The sequence below is a fragment of the Ruegeria sp. YKSF131 genome (assembly GCF_059612645.1).
This window is the reverse complement of the sequence record NZ_JBXWQZ010000007.1, coordinates 53,151-74,079: the sequence shown is the minus strand read 5'-3', so window position 1 is coordinate 74,079 and position 20,929 is coordinate 53,151. Positions and strand designations below refer to the sequence as shown.

Genomic DNA, 20,929 nt, shown 5'->3' with positions numbered 1-20,929 from the left:
CCGCATCTGGTGATGGTTGGCGCGGCCCTGTAGGGTCGCGCCATGTCTTTGCCGAATGTGACCTTCTCAGATGATCAGGCCGCCGCGTATGACAGCATCGCCGAGATGCTGCGCTCAGCCGGTGTCGACCTGGAGGACGATGCCCTTCTGAAACTGCCGGGGGCAGGGAAGTCTGGCGTGATGGCTGTGATCGGCAAGGCCGGGTCCGGCAAGACGTTGCTGTTGGCCAAACTTTACAAAGCGCTGGCTGAGACCGGTGTTCAGGTCGTGTCCGGCGACTACGAAAGTCGTAAATCCAGAGACAAGCGCAGCCTTGCTATTCTGGCCCCTACGAACAAAGCCGCAAGTGTTCTGCGCCTTCGAGGTGTTCCGGCAACCACAATTCACCGCATCCTTTATACGCCGGTCTATGACCCGGAATACGAGCGTATCGCCGAATGGCTGGCCGGAAATGACGAGCGCCCCGAGATCGAAGGTCTGACAGACGAAGCTTTGGACCGTGCTGCTGCGTTTTATCGTAACAACAAATCGATTCCCGGAGCGCTGGCCGCTGCCGGATTGCGCGGATCTGACTTCATTACAGGTTGGAAACGCCGCGAGGAACCGCTGGACATCGGGTTTGTCGACGAGGCGTCGATGCTGGATGATCGTCAGTTCGAAGACCTGAAAGAGATATTCCCGACCCTTCTGCTGTTCGGTGATCCCGCACAGCTGGCTCCGGTCAATCAGTCCGGCAGCATGGTGTTTGAAGCCTTGCCCGAACCACGAAAGCTGACGCTTCAGCGGGTACATCGGCAAGACGCGGATAACCCGATCCTGGATCTGGCGCACGCTCTTGCCAATCCGTCGATGGGATTTGAAGAATTTGAGCGTTTGGTCGAAGACACCGCCCGCCGGGATGACAGGGTCGTTTGGGGGCAGCGGGTCGAAGTTGATCTGATGGCGCGCAGCCCGGTTCTGGTCTGGCGCAACGCCACGCGCATTCGTTTGATACAGGCGTTCAGGCAAGTTCATGGCGCACCGGATACGGAGCTTTTGGAAGGTGAGCCGCTGATCTGCGACGGGATCGAGTTGCCGTTGAAGCACCGCAAAAAGCGGTTGGATCTTGAGGCGCGCGGCCTGATCAAGGGGGCCCAGGTTGTCTATCTTGGTCCCGGTCGCAAGCCGGGGTTTTCTCGCTTGCATGTGATCGGGGCCGAAGACCCACAGGTCAGCGCCGCGTCGATTGTCCAGATCGAAAAACCGGATGAGGAAGAGCCCTTCATTCCTTTTGCCGCCCGTATGGGGGCGACATTTTTGCACGGGGCTGCAGTGACGATACACAAGGCACAAGGATCACAGTGGGACACGGTTCAGGTGTTTGCCCCTGACATTTACGCCGCCGCCCGGATGGGCCGTACTGAGGCCGGGCAGCCTTTGTGGAAGCGTTTGGCTTATGTCGCGATCACCCGCGCACAGGAGCGTTTGATCTGGGTGGTTCGCAATCGATTGTCAAAACCCACCCACCCGTTGCAGATAGATGATTTGCGCGCGGTCCCCGCAGTTTCACTCGCACTGAAGGCAGAAGAGACATGGGTTCCATAATCGTAACTGGTGCAAGCTCTGGCATCGGTCGGGCCACCGCCGAGCTTTTTCTGGCGCAGGGCTGGACGGTCGGGCTGCTGGCGCGCAGCGCGGACAAGCTGAATGCCCTCGCGCAAGAATACCCGGCGGCCATAGCAATGCCCGCCGATGTGACCGACCCGGACGCAGTCAAACAGGCGTTCCACGTATTCATGGATCGGACAGGGCGACTTGATGTTCTGTTTAACAACGCTGGTATTTTTGCCCGCGGGGGCACAATCGACGAAATCGCGTTGGACGATTGGTATCAAACCGTCAACGTCAACCTGAACGGTATGTTTCTATGCGCGCGTGAGGCCTTTGGGATCATGCGTCATCAAAGCCCGCAGGGCGGGCGGATCATCAATAACGGATCGATTGCAGCGCATGTTCCGCGTCCGAATTCTGTACATTATTCGGCGACCAAACATGCCATTACGGGGCTGACGCGCAGCCTTTCACTGGATGGACGATCCTTTGGAATTGCATGTGGTCAGATCGATATCGGCAACGCACGCACGCAGATGGTTCAGGATCTGGTGGATGCGGCGCAGGCGGCAGGCCAGACGCCGGACCCAACCATGGCGGTTGAAGATGCCGCGCGTTCCGTTCTGCATATGGCCACCCTGCCGCCCGAGGCGAATGTGCAGTTCATGACGGTCATGGCCACGACCATGCCCTATATCGGCAGGGGGTGAGTGTCAGTTTTCCCGCAACAGTCGGAACGCTGTCGACGCGCCCCAACCCGCGGCAATTGCGATAACCAATGACATCAGCCCGTACCAAACGGGTTGCTGACGGGACATATTGTACAGAAACCGCTCCAACCCGACTTTGCGGACGTCGATTTTGGTTTCGTATTGCGATACAACCTCTCCTCCGCGGGTCAGGAAGATCCGAGCTGAGTAATCCCCTTCGGTCAGGTCCGCAGGCATGTCAATTGACGTCCGGAACAAGGTTTGTTCGTCCACGGCCACAGTGTTCTCGCGGATGGAATACAGCTGTTCAGATTCACGGATACGGATCACGGCATCTGCAAAATCCTGAGCACCACGGATGTACATCGCCGCTCCGACCGACCGGATCGCGCGTTCGATCGAAATGCGGTGACGCAGGTCTTCGGTATCGGTCAGAATTTGATCCAACGGTTCGCTGGTGGCAACTGCGTAGAAACTTGGTGCCAGGTCGACCAGAACGCTATCGGTGTTTACCCAAATCCCAAGCTTTCGCTCTTTGCGGCGAACCGTTACGGGCTCGGACGGGCCTGCAACCGCTACAATAACCGCGACTGGTGGGCCTGGCGGAATGGGTGATTCCCGTTTGATGGCCCCGAAAATGAGGATCTCAGACCCGTCAAAGTCGGCAGTGATCGCAACACGATCCTGGCTGAGGCCCAGGACGACCTGCTCTTCATCGGCTGCGGCGGGCAGGCAGAACAGGCACAAAGCGGCAAAGACATAGCGCAGCATTCTTAATGCCCCCCGCTGTTGCCAAGCGAATAAAGCTCGGATGGTTCAAGAAGCAAATCAAGGGCCAGCTTGCCGCAGACGACCAGAACCAGCGCCGCCAACAGAACGCGTAGTTGTTCTGCCGGCATGCGCGAACCGATTACGGTTCCGATCTGGGCGCCAATGACGCCCCCGACCAGCAGCAATACCGCCAGGACAATGTCCACTGTATAGTTGGTGGTCGCGTGCAGCATCGTGGTAAATGCGGTTACGAAGATGATCTGAAACAACGATGTGCCGACAACGACTTTCGTGGGCATTCCCAGCAGGTAAATCATCGCCGGGACCATGATGAAGCCGCCACCGACCCCCATAATCGCGGACAAGACCCCGACGCTTAGACCAACTACAACCGGTGGAATGACCGAGATATAAAGACCTGATGTGCGAAAGCGCATCTTGAAGGGCATCGAATGAACCCAGCCACGTTGGCGGCGCTTGGCTGGCGCTGCCCCGCCTTTCTTGGCTTTGCGCAGCGCCCTCAAGCTTTCGATGAACATCAGGCTGCCAATGATACCAAGGAAGACCACGTAACAAAGGGTTACCAGAAGGTCGACCTGGCCTAGGCTTTTTAGATAGTTAAAGACAACAACGCCCAATGCAGCCCCGACTAGACCGCCTGTCAACAAAACCGTACCCATCTTGAGGTCAACGGTCTTTCGTCGAAAATGGGCCAGCACCCCGGAAAAGGACGATGCAACAATCTGATTGGCCTCTGTCGCAACCGCAACAGCCGGTGGTATGCCAATGAAAAACAGCAGCGGCGTCATGAGAAACCCGCCGCCGACCCCGAACATCCCCGACAGAATTCCAACCATTCCACCCAGACCAAGGAGTAGAAATGCATTTACCGAGACTTCGGCTATGGGCAGGTAAATATGCATGATACCGTCACTTTGCGCTGGGTCTTGGCTTGCCTTCTATCAAACTCGAATTCAAGAGCGGTTATTGTCGCGTGGTACGGAGAAAACAACATCATACCCCTCCAGGCTCTGCCAGAGAAAAGATCTCCAACGGCGGCAATAGAAGGTCAAATCCGATCTTTCCGGCAACGCCCATGACCAGCAACGCCAACAGAATGCGCAGCTGTTCGGCTTTCAGACGTGCACCGATCTGCGTCCCCAATTGCGCGCCCAGAACGCCGCCAAGCAACAAGAACAGGGCAAGCACTATGTCGACGCTGAAATTTGTCGACGCATGTATCATGGTTGTGAAACCGGCGACGAAAATGATCTGGAACAGGGATGTCCCGATAACCACTTTGGTCGGAATGCCAAGAACATAGATCATCGCGGGTACCATGATGAACCCGCCGCCGACACCCATGATCGCCGACAGGATGCCAACACCAAACCCGACCAGTGCAGGTGGTATGACCGAGATGTAAAGGCTTGATGCCCGAAACCGCATCTTGAAGGGCAGTGCGTGAACCCATGTACGCTGGCGTCGCTTGGGGGCAGGTTGATACCCGGACTTTCTGGCTTTTCGGATGGCGGCAAGGCTTTCAATGAACATCAGGGTTCCGATGGCCCCCAGAAACACGACATAGCAAATCTGTACAGCCAGATCGACCTGTCCGAGATGCTTGAGAAAATTGAAAACCACCATACCCAGGGCCGCGCCAAACAACCCTCCGGTCAGCAGAACGCTTCCCATTTTCAGGTCCACGGTCTTGCGCCTGAGATGCGCCAACAATCCCGAAATGGAAGAAGCGACAACCTGATTGGCTGATGTCGCAACGGCAACCGCCGGGGGAATGCCGATAAAAAACAGCAGCGGAGTGATCAAAAATCCTCCGCCGACCCCGAACATACCAGATAAAACACCGACGACCCCACCGATCCCCAACAGCAGGAATGGGCTGACAGAAACTTCGGCTATGGGAAGGTATACGTGCATACCCTCTTAGAACGGTTGCAGCATGCAAAATCAACTCTGCATGCCGCCTTGCAGCGAACAGGACCGAAACTCCATTCGGAACTGGCCTTATCAGCGCTCTTTGATGTAGGGCTCTCCGCCTGCCCGTGGTGGCACGGCCTTGCCGACAAAACCGGCCAGAATAACAACTGTCAGGATATAGGGCAGGGCGTCCATCACCTGGACCGGAATCACTACGCCGCCAAGATCGATGTTTTGGAACCGAAGTGCTACCGCCTGAAGCAGGCCAAACAGCAAACAGGCCCACATGGCGTGCCACGGGCGCCATTTGGCAAAGATCAAGGCGGCCAGCGCAATAAAGCCACGACCAGCGGTCATTTCCTTGACGAACCCCGCCTGCAAAGCCGTCGCCAGATAAGCGCCCGCGATACCACAAAGTACGCCACAGATCGCGACGGCTGCGAAGCGCAGGCCAACCACGGATACACCTGCCGTGTCGACGGCTGCCGGGTTTTCACCCACAGCCCGCAGGCGCAGGCCGAACCGTGTGCGGAAAAGCACCCACCACGTTGCTGGAACCATCAGGAATGCCACATAAACAAGGATCGAATGGCCCGAGAGCAGTTCGGAATAGATAGGGCCGACAATCGGAACCCCTCCAAGCGCATCGGCAAATGGAAAGTTGATAGGCTCGAACCGGCCGCCACCAAAGAGCGAGGGCGTACGACCGCCCTGTTGGAACCAGCTTTGGGCGACAAGCACTGTCAGGCCCGAGGCGAGAAAGTTTATTGCAACACCCGAAATCAGCTGGTTGCCCCGGAAGGTTATCGATGCCAACCCGTGCAGCCCTGACAGCGCCAATGAGGATCCGATGCCAGCCAGCAAGCCCAGCCAGACTGAACCCGTAACCGCCGCGACAGCCGCAGAAAAGAACGCGGCCACCAGCATTTTGCCTTCCAGCCCGATGTCGAAAATGCCAGCCCGTTCCGAATACAGACCGGCCAAACAGGCCAGCAAAAGAGGCGTGGATAGGCGGATGGTCGAATCCAGAACCTGGATGAGGGTTACAAAGAAGTCCATTACTCTGCCCTCTTCCGCATACCAAGGAACAGTTTCTCAAGCGGCATCCGTACCATGTTGTCCAGCGCACCGGTGAACAGGATCACCAGCGCCTGAATGACCACGATCAGCTCGCGCGGGATCGATGCCCACAGTGCCAGCTCGGCCCCGCCCTGATACAGGAACCCGAACAAAAGCGCGGCCAGCAATACGCCGAAAGGATGTGAGCGCCCCATAAGGGCCACGGCAATCCCGATGAACCCAGCGCCTTCGGTCGAGTTCAGGACAAGGCGCTCCGCCTCGCCCATGACGTTATTGATGGCCATCAAACCTGCCAGCGCACCCGAGATCAGCATCGCAACAATAGTAATGCGAACCGGTGAGATACCGGCATAGACCGCGCCGGTTTCAGAGTGGCCATAAGCTCGGATTTCATAGCCCAGCCGGGTCCGCCAGATCAGCGCCCAGACGACGACACAGGCCAGCAACGCGGTGAAGAATGTAATGTTTACCGGAGCCCCCCGGAACACCACGTTTTCTGCGGTCGAGAACATTGACTGGAAAGTTGGCAGATGGACGGTTTCGGGGAATCGCGCGGTTGCCGGGTCCTGCGACCCTTGCGGGCGCATGATGTTGACCAACATGTAGTTCAGAAAGGCAGCGGCAATGAAATTGAACATGATCGTGGTAATCACGATATGGCTGCCGCGCTTGGCCTGAAGGTAGGCTGGGATAGCGGCCCAAAACGCACCGAACAGCATTGATGCCGCGCAGGCCGCAAGCAATGCAATGCTCCAATGCGGCCAGTCGACGTACAGGCAAACCATGGCCACCCCAAGACCGCCCAACATCGCCTGACCTTCGCCACCAATGTTGAACAAGCGGGCGTGGAATGCGACGGCGACCGCAAGGCCGGTAAACATGAAGTTTGTCGCGTAATAGAGCGTATAGCCCCAGCCATAGGTTGACCCCAACGCGCCTGTAACCATCAGCTTAACAGCTTCGACGGGGTTTTCTCCGATGGCGAGGATGACTAGCGCAGACAGGAAAGCGGCCAGCAACAGACTGATCAGCGGGATCAGAACGACATCGGCCCATTTAGGCATTTTTTCCATCCTACGCGGCCTCTCCTGCAACACCGGCCATCAGCAGGCCAAGTTCTTTTTCATCTGTTTCGCTGGGCAGGCGTTCGCCCATGATATGCCCGTCGAACATCACTGCGATCCGGTCGGACAGCGAGAAGATCTCTTCCAACTCAACCGAAACCAGCAGGATCGCCTTGCCTTGGTCGCGCAGGGCAACGATCTGCTTGTGAATGAACTCGATCGCACCAATATCAACGCCACGTGTCGGCTGGCCGACCAGCAGCAGGTCAGGGTTTCGCTCGATTTCGCGGGCAACGACGATTTTCTGCTGGTTCCCGCCCGAAAAGCTCTTGGCGGCAAGCCAAGGATCCGGTGGCCGAACATCGAATTTCTCGATCTTGGCTTCGGTATCAGCGCGCAGCGCGGAATTGTCCATGAACAGGCCACGCTGATAAGCGGGGTCCCGGTGATAGCCAAAGGCCACGTTCTCCCACGCGTGGAAATCCATAATCAGGCCTTCGCGCTGACGGTCTTCGGGCACATGCGCGATGCGCTGTGCACGACGCGCCTGACCGTCTGATCCGGCACCGCTTAGTGCCAGCGGTTCGCCATTCAGCTTGATCGAGCCTTGTCCCGGACGCATCCCGCCCAGAACCTCTAGCAACTCCGACTGTCCATTGCCCGCCACACCGGCAATGCCAACGATCTCACCGGCACGAACGGTCAGGTCGATACCTTTAACCCGTTCAACACCAGCGGAATCAAAAACGCTCAGCTTTTCGATCTCAAGGATGGGTTTGCCCGGCGTCGCAGGCACCTTGTCGACTTGCAGCAAAACCTTACGGCCTACCATCAGTTCGGCCAGTTCTTCAGGGCTGGTGTCTGAAGTTTTCACCGTAGCCGTCATCTGCCCACGGCGCATGACCGAAACGGTATCGGTGTTTTCCATGATTTCGCGCAGCTTGTGGGTGATCACGATGATCGTTTTCCCTTCGGCTCGCAGACGATCCAGGATACGGAACAGCTGGTCAGCCTCTGCCGGGGTCAGAACGCCAGTCGGTTCATCCAGAATCAGAATCTCGGCCTTGCGATACAATGCCTTCAAAATTTCGACACGCTGCTGCATCCCCACACCGATCTCATCAATGCGTTTGTCGGGGTCAACGAACAGTTCGTATTCTTCTTCCAGTTCTTTCAGTTCTTTGCGGGCCTTGGCCAGAGACGGAGCCAGAAGGCCGCCATCTTCGGCACCCAGAACGATGTTTTCCAGAACAGTGAAATTCTCCACCAGCTTGAAGTGCTGAAACACCATCCCGATGCCCGAGGCGATAGCCGCCTGGCTGTCAGGGATTTCGGTCTTTGTCCCGTTGATCCAAATTTCACCTTTGTCGGCTTTGTAAAAGCCGTAGAGGATGCTCATCAGCGTGGATTTGCCCGCACCGTTTTCACCGATGATCCCATGGATCGTACCGGGGGCGACGCTGATTGAGATGTCTTTGTTGGCCTGAACCGGCCCAAAGGATTTGGAGATCCCTTTGAGCTCAATGGCGGGGACGGTCATGTCTTACCCTCAACTGCCGAAAAGCCCATCCGGCAGGTGGCACGGATGGCAGAGTGGATGGCGGGGCGGAAGGGTTCCTTCCGCCCCGCGCGATATCAGAACTGCAGTGCGGGGCAGCTGTCGTTCTCGTAATAGCTGACAACGGTGATATCGCCGTTGATGATGGCTTTGCGGGCTTCTTCCACCGCATCGTTCATTTGGACCGAAACAAGCTCTTTGTTGTTATCGTCCATGGCGACGCCTACACCTTCTTCGGCCAGTCCCATGGTGAACACGCCGGTTTCTACGGCGTCACCTGCTTTCATCGCGTCATACACCGCGACGTCCACACGTTTCAGCATCGACGTCAGGACCTTGCCCGGATGCAGGTGGTTCTGGTTGCTGTCCACGCCGATCGACAGGATGCCTTCGTCGGCTGCCGTTTGCAGAACGCCAACACCTGTACCGCCAGCCGCGGCATAGATCACGTCAGCACCCTGGCTGATCTGTGCTTTTGTAAGTTCCGAACCTTTTACCGGGTCGTTCCATGCCGCAGGGGTGGTGCCGGTCATGTTGGCGACAACATTGATGTCCGGGTTCACGGCTTTGGCGCCTTGTGCGTATCCGCAACCAAAGTGGCGGATCAGCGGAATGTCCATACCGCCGATAAAGCCAACGGTTCCCGATTTCGATGCCATCGCTGCCATCATGCCAACCAGGTACGATCCTTCATGCTCGGCAAAGCCGATCTGGCGGATGTTGGGGATGTCCAGCCAGTTCACGTCGACAGCCACGAATTTGGTTTCGGGATAATCGCCTGCAACGGCCGACAACGGATCGGCCATACCAAAGCCCATGGTGATGATCGGATTGGCACCTGATTCTGCGAAACGGCGCAGAGCCTGTTCGCGCTGTGCTTCCGACTGGATCTCGATCTCGCGGTACTCGCCGCCGGTCTCATCGGCCCAACGCTGCGCGCCATTATACGCGGCTTCGTTGAAAGATTTGTCGAACTTGCCGCCCAGGTCAAAGATCAGCGCCGGTTCGGCGAAAGTTGCACCTGCGGTCAGAGCGACAGCAGCGGCAGCACCCATCAAGGATTTCATCAGGGTCATTTAAGTCTCCCATTTTTTTTGTTGGCACGAGGTAAGATTAGCCCCGTTTACCCACTTTTAGCGAGCATAAGTGTTGTGATGGCGGGAATTAAGGACGTTTGCAACCGTGATGGTCAATTGATTTCTGACCAAATGGTCTAAAAAATCTTTGGTTGCCGTTAGGGCAGTCGGCGTTCCATCACGAGAGCATCGATATTTGGGCCTGTTTTTCTGGAATAATAACCCTTGCGCTGACCGCACTGGCGATACCCGCATCGCCAGTACAAAGCGATTGCTGCAACATTGTCGGCAGCGACGTCCAGAAAAGCGCGGTTTGCCTGCAAAGTGACTGCCCGGTCGTGCCAGTCGTGCATCGCCTGTGACCCGAGCCCTTGTCTTTGAAACGCGGGGTGAGTCGCAATCGTCAGCAACTCTGCCTCACCCGCGATCACCTGAAACAGGACAAAGCAACGGTCATCCCCGACGTAATCAGTGAACCGGTTCTCCAAAAGGCTGGCGAACTCATCGGCAGTCCATGGGCGTGACTGGGTGAACGCCGCTGCATGTGTCGCTGCCATCTCGTAAGGCGTCATTGGTCCAGCAACACAGGCGGCACATCTCGGGACGGGGCCGCGTCCGCAGGTCTGACATATAGCGGGGCTGGAGGCGCACTGACGCTGTGCCATCGTCTTGCGGCAAGTCTGGCAACGGCTTGTACCTGCAATGCGGGGTCGGGGCAGACATACAAAGGCCCATGCTGTTCGGCCTCGCCCAAAGGCAACAGGCAAGGGCCGGTTCCGGGAAGTTGTACATACACCTGTTCGCGCGGCGCAGGGATGGCTGGACGTTGGCTCTCTTCTGCCAGTTCAATCAGAGCATCGAATCCAGAAACACCCACCGCGGGGACGCCAAGGCCCAAGGCAAGGCCCCGGGCGGCAGAGACCGAAATGCGTATACCCGTGAAATTGCCGGGCCCAATCCCAACACCGATTGCGTCCAGATCGGCCCATACGCAACCGGCTTCGGTCAGTACTTCTTGCAACAAGGGTATCAACCGTTCGGCCTGGCCGCGTGCCATGTCTTCGACACGGGATATTGCGATCACACCGCCACGCAACAAAGCGGCCGCGCAATGCGCGGCCGATGTATCAAATGCCAGGATCGTCGGGTCAGACGGCAACTGGTCGAACCTCGGTCACTTCAGGGATGTAGTGGCGCAGCAGGTTTTCGATACCCATCTTCAGTGTCAGGGTCGATGACGGGCACCCCGCGCAGGCACCTTGCATGTGCAGATAGACCACGCCGCGATCAAAGCCATGAAAGGTAATGTCGCCACCATCCTGTGCCACGGCCGGGCGCACGCGGCTGTCCAGCAGATCTTTGATCTGATTGACGATTTCCGCATCTTCTCCGGTATGTTCGGCATGACCCGAGGCCGCTGCCGCGTCTGCACCCATGACAGGCTGGCCGGATTGATAATGCTCCATCACTGCGCCAAGAATTGCAGGTTTGATGTGATCCCACTGAACTTCGTCGGATTTGGTCACAGTGACAAAGTCGTTTCCAAAAAACACACCGGTCACACCGTTTACCGCAAAGATTCGTTTGGCCAGTGGGGACTTATCACCAGCCTCGGCTGTCGGGAAATCCGCGGTTCCAGCCTCAAGCACCGTTTGGCCGGGCAGAAATTTCAATGTGGCCGGGTTTGGGGTGGATTCGGTCTGGATGAACATGAGGCAGCTCCGTCTGAGGTGTTTCTGATATGCGCTCAGGGGTCGGAGAAGTCAATATTTGGAACGATTCTAAATCGTGAGCGAGTAACGAATCGCCTCATCCAGCCGGTCATCTCCCCAAAACAGCTCTGCCCCCGCCACAAAACTCGGTGCGCCGAACAGGCCAAGTGCTTTTGCGCGCGCGGATTGCTCGAACAGAGCAGCCTTGATGCTCGGATCTTTTGCGCGATTCATCACTGCCGCAGGCAGACCTGCCACCTTCAGGCAATCCTCAAGCACGCCTTCGTCAGAGATGTTCTTCCCGTCCCCGAATTCAGCGCTGAAGACAGCCTTTGCGAAGGCAGCCCGTTCTTCGCGATGCGCAAGGGCCAGAGTCAGGCGCGCTGCGGTGAGGGAGTTTTGCGGGAACGGGTCAGGCCGAACTAATTTCAGCCCGCGTGCGCTGCAAAGACGTTCCATGTCACGCCACATATAGCGCCCTTTGGCCGGATACAGGTTGAACGGCGATGTGCGCCATCCCTGATCCGCGAAAATCGGCCCCAACAGAAAAGGTTGCCAGTCGACCGAGACACCTGTGCCCCGTGCGGCCTGTTCGACTCGCATCGCGCTGAGATAGGAATAGGTCGAGGCGAAGTCGAACCAGAACTGCAACGTCTTCGCCACGTTCGATCCTCAGGTGATTTCTTCCAGCTTTTCCTTGCTCAGATCACCGGGAACAATCGTTATCGGGATCGGCAGGCTGCCAGAGTTCTTTGTGAGCTGGGTCACCAGCGGGCCGGGGCCTTTCTTGTCAGTTCCCGCCCCAAGAACGAGAACGCCGATCTCAGGGTCAGACTGAACATGTTCGATGATCTGCGGCACCGGATCACCTTCGCGAATGGCCAGTTCAGGTTCTACATTCTGTTTGTCGCGCATCCATTTGGCGAAGACTTCGAAATGGGCATGGATACGTTCCCGGGCTTCTTCGCGCATGGTTTCGGCAACACCGATCCAGTGATTGAACTCGTCCGGCGGAATAACCGACAAGATCGTCACGCCGCCACCTGTATGCGCGGCACGCATCGCGGCGAACCGCATTGCGTTCAGGCATTCACGGCTGTCATCCAGAACAACTAAGAACTTACGCATGGGTGTCCTCTTCAATTTTAAGAGATCATGCCCGAGCGTTTGCGTGCTGGCAACTCGGACACGTTCATGTCGATTACTAGCGTTCGCTTGCAGCCCAGTCCCAGTAAAGTGCGCGGGCACGGCGGGCAATTGGACCAACCTGAAACTGTGTGTCTTCTAGCGCAGTCACAGGTGTGATCTTGCTCATATTGCCGGACATGAAAACCTCGTCCGCCTGGTGAAAATCCTCGAAACCCAAGACCGTTTCATGAACTGTAACACCATCCTCGCGCAGATTCTTGATATGTCGCGCCCGCGTGATCCCTGCCAAAAATGTGCCGTTGGGGATCGGGGTAAAGACCTCGCCATCCTTGACCATGAAGATGTTGGCTGTTGCCGTTTCGGCCACATTGCCCATCGCGTCAGCGACCAGTGCGTTCGAGAATCCCTTGGAGCGCGCCTCTTGCAACATGCGCGCATTGTTGGGGTAAAGGCACCCGGCCTTGGCGTTGACCACTGCTGATTCCAGTACCGGGCGACGGAACCGCGTGGTCGACAGCGTGGCTGAAGCCGTTTCCGGTGCCATCGGGATTTCTTCCAGACAGATGGCAAACCCTGTGCTGTTTTCCTGCGGAACGATTGCCGTGCTGTCGCCATCAATGCCCCAATACATCGGGCGGATATAAACAGCTGTGTCAGGGCTGTAGGCTTGCAACCCTTCATGCACCAATTCGACCATCTGTTCGGTTGTCATGGTGGGTGTCAGCATCAGGGCTTCGGCGGACCGGTTCACCCGGGCGCAATGGGCGTGCAGATCAGGGGCCAGCCCGTCGAAATAGCGGGCACCATCGAATACGGATGATCCAAGCCAGGCCCCATGATCCGCTGCGCGCATGATGGGTGTATCCCCGTCATGCCATTGGCCCTGAAAGTAGGTCCGGATGTTTTTGCCGGTTGCCATGACGCCCTCCTCTGGTTCAGGCAGACCCTAGGTGGGCGTCAGGCGAAGGTCCAGTGCATTCAGCGTGATGCCGATCCGACCATACCGACGATTTCATAGGTCTTTTGCAGGATCGGAGCAGCGATCTGGCGGGCGCGTTCGGCCCCGTGAGCCAGAATCCGGTCAATCTCGGCCTGTTCTCCCATAAGGCGCGACATCTCAGTCGAGATTGGGGCCAGCTTGGCGACCGCCAGATCAGCCAGCATCGGTTTGAAATCACCGAACTGCTTGCCGCCAACTTCGGCCAGAACCTGCTCGATGCTTTGTTCGCTGAGTGCTGCGTAGATATTGACCAGATTACGCGCTTCGGGGCGGCCCTCCAGACCTTCGACATCCGACGGCAAAGCGTCAGGGTCGGTCTTGGCCTTGCGGATTTTCTTTGCGATGGCATCTGCATCGTCGGTCAGGTTGATCCGACTCATGTCCGAGGGATCGGACTTTGACATCTTCTTGGACCCATCCCGCAAGCTCATGACCCTTGTCGCTGACCCTTCGATCACCGGTTCGGTGATGGGAAAGAAATCGACGCCAAAATCGTTGTTGAATTTTATGGCGATGTCGCGGGTCAACTCCAGATGCTGTTTCTGGTCTTCGCCAACTGGCACATGGGTTGCGTGATAGATCAGAATATCGGCTGCCATCAGAGCAGGGTAGGCAAACAGGCCAAGCGAAGCGTTCTGCTGGTTTTTGCCAGCCTTGTCCTTCCACTGGGTCATGCGCTGCATCCATCCCATGCGCGCGACACAGTTGAATATCCAGGCCAGTTGCGCGTGTTCCGGCACCTGACTTTGGTTGAACAAGATTGATTTTTCCGGGTTTAGACCGGAAGCGATGTAACCGGCACAAAGCTCCCGCGTTGCATGCTGCAACTCGGTTGGGTCTTGCCAGACGGTGATCGCGTGCAGATCGACCATGCAATAGATAGTCTCAAACTCCTCGCTCTGCATTCTCACCCAGTTCCGAAGCGCCCCGAGATAGTTGCCGAGGTGTAGATTGCCCGAAGGCTGCGCACCAGAAAACACGCGCGGCGTGAATTGGGACTCAGTCATCAAAGGGAACTCCTGTCTGGAAAAATCAGCCCCCGTCGCTTACCCATGAGGCAAAGGGACGTCAACAGCCGCGAAAGGCCAGCCCAATGAGCAGTGAACATTACACACCGCCTGTGAACCCCCTGCCACCTGCCGTGGTGGCGCTGGTTCTGTTCATCATCGGGATAGAAATTGCCTTCACGCTGGGATCACGCGGGCTGGTTGGAGGACCAGCAGCGGTGGGCTGGCGGCTGGATGCGATCCAGCATTATGCGTTCTCGGCGGATATTTTCGACTGGATGGTACTGAACGGGCGCTGGCCATTCGAACATGTCATCCGCTTCGTGACCTACCCCTTCGTGTCCGCAAATTTCACGCAGGCGATTTTCGTCTGTGTTTTCGTGCTGGCGATGGGCAAAATGGTTGGCGAAGTGTTCGGCGGTTTCTCGATGCTGCTGATTTTTATCGTATCAGGCATTGGCGGCGCGCTTGCCTACGCTGTGTTACTGGACCCACGCTATCCGCTGATTGGAGGGTTCCCGCCGGTGTATGGCCTGATCGGCGCATTCACGTGGCTGTTGTGGCGCAAACTGTCACTTGTAGGTGCAAACCAAGCACGGGCATTTCAATTGATTGCAGTCCTTATGGGCATACAGTTTCTTTTCGGCCTGATCTTTGGTGGCAACTGGGAATGGGTTGCCGATCTGGGTGGGTTTGCCACCGGTTTTGGCTTGTCTTTTCTTGTTGCACCGGGCGCGTGGTCCCGGATCGTCGGACGCATTCGCCGGGATTGATCAGGACCGGCGCAGAGTGTGTTTGAACTCCGACAGTTTGAAGGCGCCGAAGATATGACCCAGAAGGAAATATGAGACGGCAGCGACCATGATCAGGATCAGCAGTGCCAGATAACGCCAGCCGGGAACTTCCAACGCCCACCCGAACAGGTAGAGCGCGGCGTATAAGATCGCGCCCATCCCAAGCGAAGCGGCCACAATCCTGCTCGCGCACTTTTTGAACCGGTCATCGAAGCGTGCCTCTTCACCCATACGTCGTGAGCCCAAGGCCAGTAGCACAACCATCGCCCACCCGGCAGTCGATGCAGCAATTGCCGGTGCGATCCAGCCCACCAGTGGAAACAGACCAAACGCCAGAGCTGCGTTCACGATCATCGCAACAACCGCGTAGTGAAACGGGGAACGTGTATCCTCGCGCGCAAAAAACAGCGGTTGCAGCAATTTTTGCAACATGAAAGCCGGAAGCCCGACCCCGTAGATGGCAACCGCAAGGGCCGTGGCGGCCGTATCCTCGGGGCCGAACTGACCACGTTCGAACAGCACCGACACGAGGGGGGTTGGCATAACCACGAGGGCGACAGTCGAAGGCAGCGTCAGCAGCAGTGTGAACTCACCGGCCCGGGAAAAGGCATTGCGTGCGCCTTCTTTGTCATTCGCACGCAAACGGCGGGACAGGTCCGGCAACAAGACTATGCCGACAGCAATGCCTACAACACCCAAAGGCAACTGGTAGAGCCTGTCTGCGGCAAAAAGCCAGCTGACGGCATTTGCGGTTTTCGATGCAACCAATTGCCCGACAACCAAATTGACCTGCGTGACCCCCATCGCCAGCGCGGCCGGGACTGCGATACGTACCATCCGTCGCATTTCAGGCGTCAGGCGCGGCATGCTGGGGCGGATGCGGATGTCGGCGCGTTCGGTAGCAACCCAGACCAGCGCCAGTTGCGCGACACCGGCCACCGGAATGACCGGGATCAACCACCGGATCACTTCGCCGCCGGACATGGCTCCGGCGATCAGGGCGGTGCAGGCGAAAATGTTCAGCAGAACAGGTGCAGCTGCCGCTGCCGCAAACCGCCCGGTTGCATTCAGAACACCAGAAAACAAGGCAGCCAGAGACATGAACAGGATGTATGGAAACACAACATATCCATAATCCACCGCCAGATCGAACCGTTCATCGCCGTAAAACCCTTCGGCGGTCAGCCACACCAGACCGGGCATGAAAACCATGGCCAGCCCGACCAGCGCCAGAACAGCCACGGCCAGAAGATTGAACGCGTCCTGCGCAAAACCCTGAGGGTCTTCGTCGGCTTCCAGTCGTTTGGAGAACATCGGCACAAAGGCCGCGTTAAATGCCCCCTCGGCGAAAAAGCGGCGGAACATGTTGGGCAGGCGAAAGGCAGCAACAAAGGCATCCATCACTGGGCCCGGTCCGATATAGGCCGTCAGCAGTATTTCCCGTAGAAACCCCAGAATTCGGCTGGCGAGCGTCCAGAAGCCGACCGTGAACAGGCCAGAGAACAACCGTATTTGCTTCATGAGGCCGCACGCTCGGCGCCTTCGGTGATTGCCGTGCGCAGCTTGGCCTCAAGCCCGCGCTGCTTGCTTTCCGAGTAATACTTCAAGCCAAACATATCCTTGACGTAGAACGTATCGACCACCTGTTCGCCATAGGTCGCGATCACGGCATTGGCGATATACACGTTCGCCGCGGCCAGGGTCCGGGTCAGATCAAACAGCAGGCCTGGGCGGTCGCGTGTGTCCACCTCGATGATTGTGTAGATTTCAGAGCCCTCATTGTCGAACGTGATATGAGTTGGCACGTTGAAAGCGCGTTCGCGTTTCTTGATCTTGTCACGCGACTTCAGTGCTTCCTTGGCGACGACTTCGCCGCGCAGGGTCTTGTGAATCATCTGCGTCAGGCGTGGAAGGCGCGATGCCTCGAACGGGTGCCCTTCGGCGTCCTGAATCCAGAACGCGTCCGTCACGTAGCCGTCTTTGGTGGTATAGCTACGTGCATCCACGACATTCGCGCCGACCAGAGCCAGTGCCCCGGCGATGCGGGCAAAAATACCGGGGTGATCTCCCATGGCGAAACAGGCCCGCGTCGCATCACGGTCTTCATCAGGTTGCAGGCGAATTTCCATCGCGCCGGGATCGCCGCTTTGTTCCAGCGCGTACAGCATCTCGGCAAACTCGATATGCGTCGCAAGGTTCAGGCCCTGCCAATACGGGGCGTAGTGGCGCCCGGTCTCGACCTTGAGGTCAGCCTTGGACCAGTTGTCCAAGGCGCGGCGTAGCGCTGTTTTGGCCTCGGCCCCCCGGTTCGCCCGGTTCAGATCTTCCATACCGGTTTCCAGTGCACGCTTTGTTTCAGCATGCAGGGCGCGCAGCAAGGTGGCCTTCCAGTTGTTCCAGGTGGTCGGGCCAACACCGCGAATGTCACAAACCGTCAGAACCGTCAGCAAATCCAGCCGTTTGGTTGTCTGAACGGCTTTGGCAAAATCGCGCACCGTCCGAGGGTCGGAGATATCGCGTTTTTGCGCCATGTCGGACATCAGCAAGTGATAACGCACCAGCCATTCAACGGTTTCGGAATCCGATTTGTTCAGGCCGAGCCGAGGCGCCACCTTGCGCGCGATCTGTGCCCCAAGGATCGAGTGATCTTCGGGGCGACCTTTCGCAATGTCATGCAGAAGAAGCGCGACGTACAGCACCTTTCGGTTCACCCCGCCTTTCAGAATCGATGACGCCAGAGGCAGGGATTCGACCAGCTCTCCGCGTTCGATCTGGGCAAGATTGACGATGCATTGGATCGTATGCTCGTCCACCGTATAGCTGTGATACATATTGAACTGCATCATCGCCACGATGTGCTCGAACTCGGGTAGGAAAGCGGACAGCACGCCCAGTTCGTTCATACGTCGCAATGCACGTTCCGGGTTGCCGTGTTTCAACATCAGATCCAGGAAAATGCGCTGGGCTTCCTTGTCGCCGCGCATCTCGTCATCGATCAGATGCAGGTTCGCGCTCACCAGCCGCATGGCATCGGGATGGATCAGCATACCTGTCCGCAAACCTTCTTCGAACAGGCGCAGCAGGTTCACTTTGTCGGATAGAAATTTTTCAGGTTCCACCAGATCCAGACGGCCGTGAACCACCTTGTACCCTGCCTTGACCCGTCGACGCCTGCGGAAAATGCGTTCCAGCAACGGCGCACCTTTCATGTGCAGCGATTCGAGTTTGGTCAGGAAGATGCGCGTCAACTCACCCACGCGGGTGGCTTCGCGGAAATACCGCTGCATGAACACTTCGACCGCACGACGCCCGGCGCGGTCCTCGTACCCCATGCGCGCGGCAACCTCGACCTGCATGTCAAAGGTAAGCTGCTCGGTCGCACGACCGGTGACAAGATGCAGGTGCGAACGCACAGCCCAAAGGAATTCTTCGGCCTGAACAAAGGTCTTGAACTCTTCGGGTGTGAACAAGCCCAAAGGCACCAGTTCGGCCACGTCCTGAACGCCATAGACATATTTCGCGATCCAGTAGAGGGATTGCAAATCGCGTAGGCCGCCTTTGCCTTCCTTCACGTTGGGTTCGACCATGTAACGCTCGCCTTGTTTGTGGTGGCGTTCATCACGTTCGTGCAACTTTGCTTCGATGAACTCGCGTTCAGTTCCCTTGAACAGTTCGTCTTTCAGCCTTCGGTCCAACCCGTCCGCCAGCGCCTTGTCACCGGCCAGATAGCGTTGCTCCAACATCGCTGTGCGGATCGTGAAATCCTCGGCGCCTAGCCGCAGACAATCCTTGATCGTGCGTGAGGAATGCCCGACCTTCAGCCGCAAATCCCAAAGGATATAAAGCATCGACTCGATAACGCTCTCGGCCCATGCGGTGATCTTGTAGGGGGTGAGAAACAGCAGATCGACGTCGGAAAACGGCGCCATTTCCCCGCGCCCATAACCGCCAACAGCCAGAACGGCGATCTTTTCACCTTGGGTGGGCGTTGCAAGCGGATGCAGGCCTGTGCTTGAGACCAGCATCGCCGTCCCAACCAGTTGATCCGTCAGGTAAGTGTATGAGCGCGTGAGTGCCCGCGCGTCGAAAGGACGTTCGCCAAATGCCTCTGCAATGACCGCGCGGCCAGACTTTTGAGCCTCGCGCAGAATGCGCACCGTCTCGGACCGCATTTTGGTGTTGTCCGGGCAGGCCTCAAAGGCCTGAGCCAGTGCATCATTGACGGCAGTGCTGTCGAAGATGTCCCCGGCAGGGCAGATCAACGCGCTTTCGGGCACGTTGATCGCGCCAGTCAGATCAGAAACCGGCGCCAGAGAAGCTTTGTGGGGCAGGGTCAATCACAACCACCTGTTTGTTCTGGATCGTGGCAACTGCCAGACCGCGTTCGTTGGTGCCGTCCGGGCGCAGGCGGAAGATGCCGCCAACGCCCTGGAAACCGGCGTTCTGTGTCAGGGCCGAAGCGGTCAGGGCGTCTGATTTGCCCTGGCTGACCAAGGCACCAATTGCGGCGATACCGTCATAGGCCAGACCGCTGATTGGGTGCGGTGCTTCGCCGTAAGTTGCGTTGTAACGCTGACGGTAGGCTTGTGCCTTGGACGGGTCAGGTAATGCAAACCACCCCCCTTGAACCCCCGGAAGCTCCAGAGTTTGAGGAGGGATATCCCAACGTGTCAGGCCAATGTATTGCGTGGTTGCCGGAGAAACACCGGCCTCTGGCAGCAATTGCGAGAACAGCGGCAATGCCCCCGCCGTGGTCGCCGTCAGGAAGATCGAATCCGCGCCTGTCGAATCAACAGTGGCCTTGATCGTGGGAACCGCATTGATGACGCCCTGTTGCGACCGGTCGTATGCGACGGTCCCTGCATTGTTGACCCGGCTGTTCGCTATGGCATTGGCGATTGCGGACTGGCCCAGTTGTCCTGCGGCGTCGTTGCTGTGCACGACCACCGTGTTGACCTTGCCCTGACTGCCCGCATAATTCACCAGCCGGTTGGCCGTATTGTCAAAGGTCGGGCCCAATACAAAGACGTTGCCGCCTGCAATGCTGGCGTTGTTTGAAAACGAAAGAACGTTGACGTTCTTGCTCAGCACCGCCAACCCGGCAGCATTTGCTGCCTGAGCATATACCGGACCAATGATGATTTTTGCCCCGTCCGCAACAGCCTGCTGTGCAACGGCTGTCGCCGTGTTCGGGTTTCCGGCTGTGTCATAAACGCGTAAGTCGATCTGGACATTCGGCAAATCCGACATCGCAAGCCGCGCGGCATTCTCAAGGCTTTGCGCCAGCGCCGCATCACCAGATTGCGCAGATCCTCTGGGAACCAGCAAGGCGACAGGAACCGGCTTTGAGGTATTGATCGAGGGGCCTCCGCCAAGACCACCCGGTTCACAGGCAGCAAGAAACGCTGCGGTCGTCAGGGCAGCGGCGACTTTCGCCAGCTTGCTTACGGGCTTGCAAACGGTAAACATCTAAATGAAAA

20 protein-coding genes are annotated in these 20,929 nt (G+C 57.5%); 3 read left to right on the top strand and 17 right to left on the bottom strand.

The window, feature by feature from the left end; translation table 11 throughout:
* The first annotated feature begins 42 nt into the window (after positions 1-42).
* Together AC2FLZ_RS04565 and AC2FLZ_RS04560 are read left to right on the top strand one after the other, a co-directional pair.
* The gene (locus tag AC2FLZ_RS04565) at positions 43-1,584 is read left to right on the top strand and encodes an ATP-dependent DNA helicase (protein WP_480554205.1); all 1,542 of its coding nucleotides are present in this window, start codon (positions 43-45) and stop codon (positions 1,582-1,584) included.
* Entirely contained in the window at positions 1,572-2,300 is a 729-nt protein-coding gene (locus AC2FLZ_RS04560) for an SDR family oxidoreductase (RefSeq protein WP_480554204.1), read from the top strand. Before AC2FLZ_RS04565 ends, AC2FLZ_RS04560 begins: the two co-directional genes overlap by 13 nt.
* Before the next feature lie 3 nt (positions 2,301-2,303).
* On the opposite strand, the gene AC2FLZ_RS04555 is transcribed toward AC2FLZ_RS04560, so the two are convergent.
* The 14 genes from AC2FLZ_RS04555 to trpS all read right to left on the bottom strand — a co-directional run bounded on the left by AC2FLZ_RS04555 (position 2,304) and on the right by trpS (position 14,655).
* The gene (locus AC2FLZ_RS04555) at positions 2,304-3,071 is read right to left on the bottom strand and encodes a TIGR02186 family protein (RefSeq protein WP_496881878.1); all 768 of its coding nucleotides are present in this window, start codon (positions 3,069-3,071) and stop codon (positions 2,304-2,306) included.
* A 2-nt stretch (positions 3,072-3,073) separates the two neighbouring features.
* Complete coding sequence (locus tag AC2FLZ_RS04550; protein ID WP_480475128.1) at positions 3,074-3,994, bottom strand: sulfite exporter TauE/SafE family protein; 921 nt, start codon at positions 3,992-3,994, stop codon at positions 3,074-3,076.
* A gap of 91 nt (positions 3,995-4,085) precedes the next feature.
* The gene (locus AC2FLZ_RS04545; protein ID WP_480483182.1) at positions 4,086-5,009 is read right to left on the bottom strand and encodes a sulfite exporter TauE/SafE family protein; all 924 of its coding nucleotides are present in this window, start codon (positions 5,007-5,009) and stop codon (positions 4,086-4,088) included.
* A 90-nt stretch (positions 5,010-5,099) separates the two neighbouring features.
* Positions 5,100-6,068, bottom strand: coding sequence for an ABC transporter permease (locus AC2FLZ_RS04540; protein WP_480475132.1), 969 nt, complete (start codon positions 6,066-6,068; stop codon positions 5,100-5,102).
* Positions 6,068-7,162 (bottom strand): ABC transporter permease, encoded by a 1,095-nt coding sequence (locus tag AC2FLZ_RS04535; RefSeq protein ID WP_496881877.1) that lies wholly within the window; start codon positions 7,160-7,162, stop codon positions 6,068-6,070. Before AC2FLZ_RS04535 ends, AC2FLZ_RS04540 begins: the two co-directional genes overlap by 1 nt.
* A 1-nt stretch (position 7,163) precedes the next feature.
* Positions 7,164-8,693, bottom strand: a complete 1,530-nt coding sequence (locus AC2FLZ_RS04530) for an ABC transporter ATP-binding protein (RefSeq protein ID WP_480475136.1) — start codon at positions 8,691-8,693, stop codon at positions 7,164-7,166.
* A gap of 95 nt (positions 8,694-8,788) precedes the next feature.
* Positions 8,789-9,787, bottom strand: coding sequence for a BMP family lipoprotein (locus AC2FLZ_RS04525; protein ID WP_480486668.1), 999 nt, complete (start codon positions 9,785-9,787; stop codon positions 8,789-8,791).
* Between the two features lie 158 nt (positions 9,788-9,945).
* Positions 9,946-10,359: a GNAT family N-acetyltransferase gene (locus AC2FLZ_RS04520; RefSeq protein ID WP_480518479.1), complete on the bottom strand. Its 414-nt coding sequence runs from the start codon at positions 10,357-10,359 to the stop codon at positions 9,946-9,948.
* Complete coding sequence (gene tsaB / locus AC2FLZ_RS04515; RefSeq protein ID WP_480518481.1) at positions 10,356-10,946, bottom strand: tRNA (adenosine(37)-N6)-threonylcarbamoyltransferase complex dimerization subunit type 1 TsaB; 591 nt, start codon at positions 10,944-10,946, stop codon at positions 10,356-10,358. The genes AC2FLZ_RS04520 and tsaB overlap by 4 nt, the downstream gene beginning before the upstream one ends.
* Positions 10,936-11,499, bottom strand: coding sequence for a NifU family protein (locus AC2FLZ_RS04510; RefSeq protein WP_480475144.1), 564 nt, complete (start codon positions 11,497-11,499; stop codon positions 10,936-10,938). Before AC2FLZ_RS04510 ends, tsaB begins: the two co-directional genes overlap by 11 nt.
* Positions 11,500-11,568: 69 nt before the next feature.
* Positions 11,569-12,162, bottom strand: a complete 594-nt coding sequence (locus AC2FLZ_RS04505; RefSeq protein ID WP_496808299.1) for a 2-hydroxychromene-2-carboxylate isomerase — start codon at positions 12,160-12,162, stop codon at positions 11,569-11,571.
* Positions 12,163-12,171: 9 nt separating this feature from the next.
* A complete protein-coding gene (locus AC2FLZ_RS04500; RefSeq protein WP_267366250.1) occupies positions 12,172-12,627 on the bottom strand; it encodes a universal stress protein in 456 nt (151 codons plus the stop codon).
* Between the two features lie 76 nt (positions 12,628-12,703).
* A complete protein-coding gene (locus AC2FLZ_RS04495; protein ID WP_480483196.1) occupies positions 12,704-13,567 on the bottom strand; it encodes a branched-chain amino acid aminotransferase in 864 nt (287 codons plus the stop codon).
* A gap of 59 nt (positions 13,568-13,626) precedes the next feature.
* Positions 13,627-14,655 carry a tryptophan--tRNA ligase gene (gene trpS / locus AC2FLZ_RS04490; protein ID WP_480518485.1) on the bottom strand — a complete coding sequence of 343 codons (1,029 nt, stop codon included), beginning with the start codon at positions 14,653-14,655 and terminating at the stop codon, positions 13,627-13,629.
* An 86-nt stretch (positions 14,656-14,741) separates the two neighbouring features.
* Here trpS and AC2FLZ_RS04485 point away from each other — a divergent pair, with 86 nt between their 5' ends.
* Complete coding sequence (locus AC2FLZ_RS04485; protein WP_480604774.1) at positions 14,742-15,428, top strand: rhomboid family intramembrane serine protease; 687 nt, start codon at positions 14,742-14,744, stop codon at positions 15,426-15,428.
* Here AC2FLZ_RS04485 and murJ read toward each other — a convergent pair whose 3' ends face one another.
* Genes murJ through AC2FLZ_RS04470 form a run of 3 tightly spaced genes read right to left on the bottom strand, consistent with a single transcriptional unit; the run spans position 15,429 to position 20,918 of the window.
* Positions 15,429-16,970 (bottom strand): murein biosynthesis integral membrane protein MurJ, encoded by a 1,542-nt coding sequence (murJ, locus tag AC2FLZ_RS04480; RefSeq protein WP_496881876.1) that lies wholly within the window; start codon positions 16,968-16,970, stop codon positions 15,429-15,431.
* Positions 16,967-19,786 carry a [protein-PII] uridylyltransferase gene (locus AC2FLZ_RS04475; RefSeq protein ID WP_480622904.1) on the bottom strand — a complete coding sequence of 940 codons (2,820 nt, stop codon included), beginning with the start codon at positions 19,784-19,786 and terminating at the stop codon, positions 16,967-16,969. The genes murJ and AC2FLZ_RS04475 overlap by 4 nt, the downstream gene beginning before the upstream one ends.
* Positions 19,746-20,918 (bottom strand): penicillin-binding protein activator, encoded by a 1,173-nt coding sequence (locus AC2FLZ_RS04470; RefSeq protein ID WP_480475158.1) that lies wholly within the window; start codon positions 20,916-20,918, stop codon positions 19,746-19,748. The genes AC2FLZ_RS04475 and AC2FLZ_RS04470 overlap by 41 nt, the downstream gene beginning before the upstream one ends.
* Positions 20,919-20,929 lie beyond the last annotated feature (11 nt).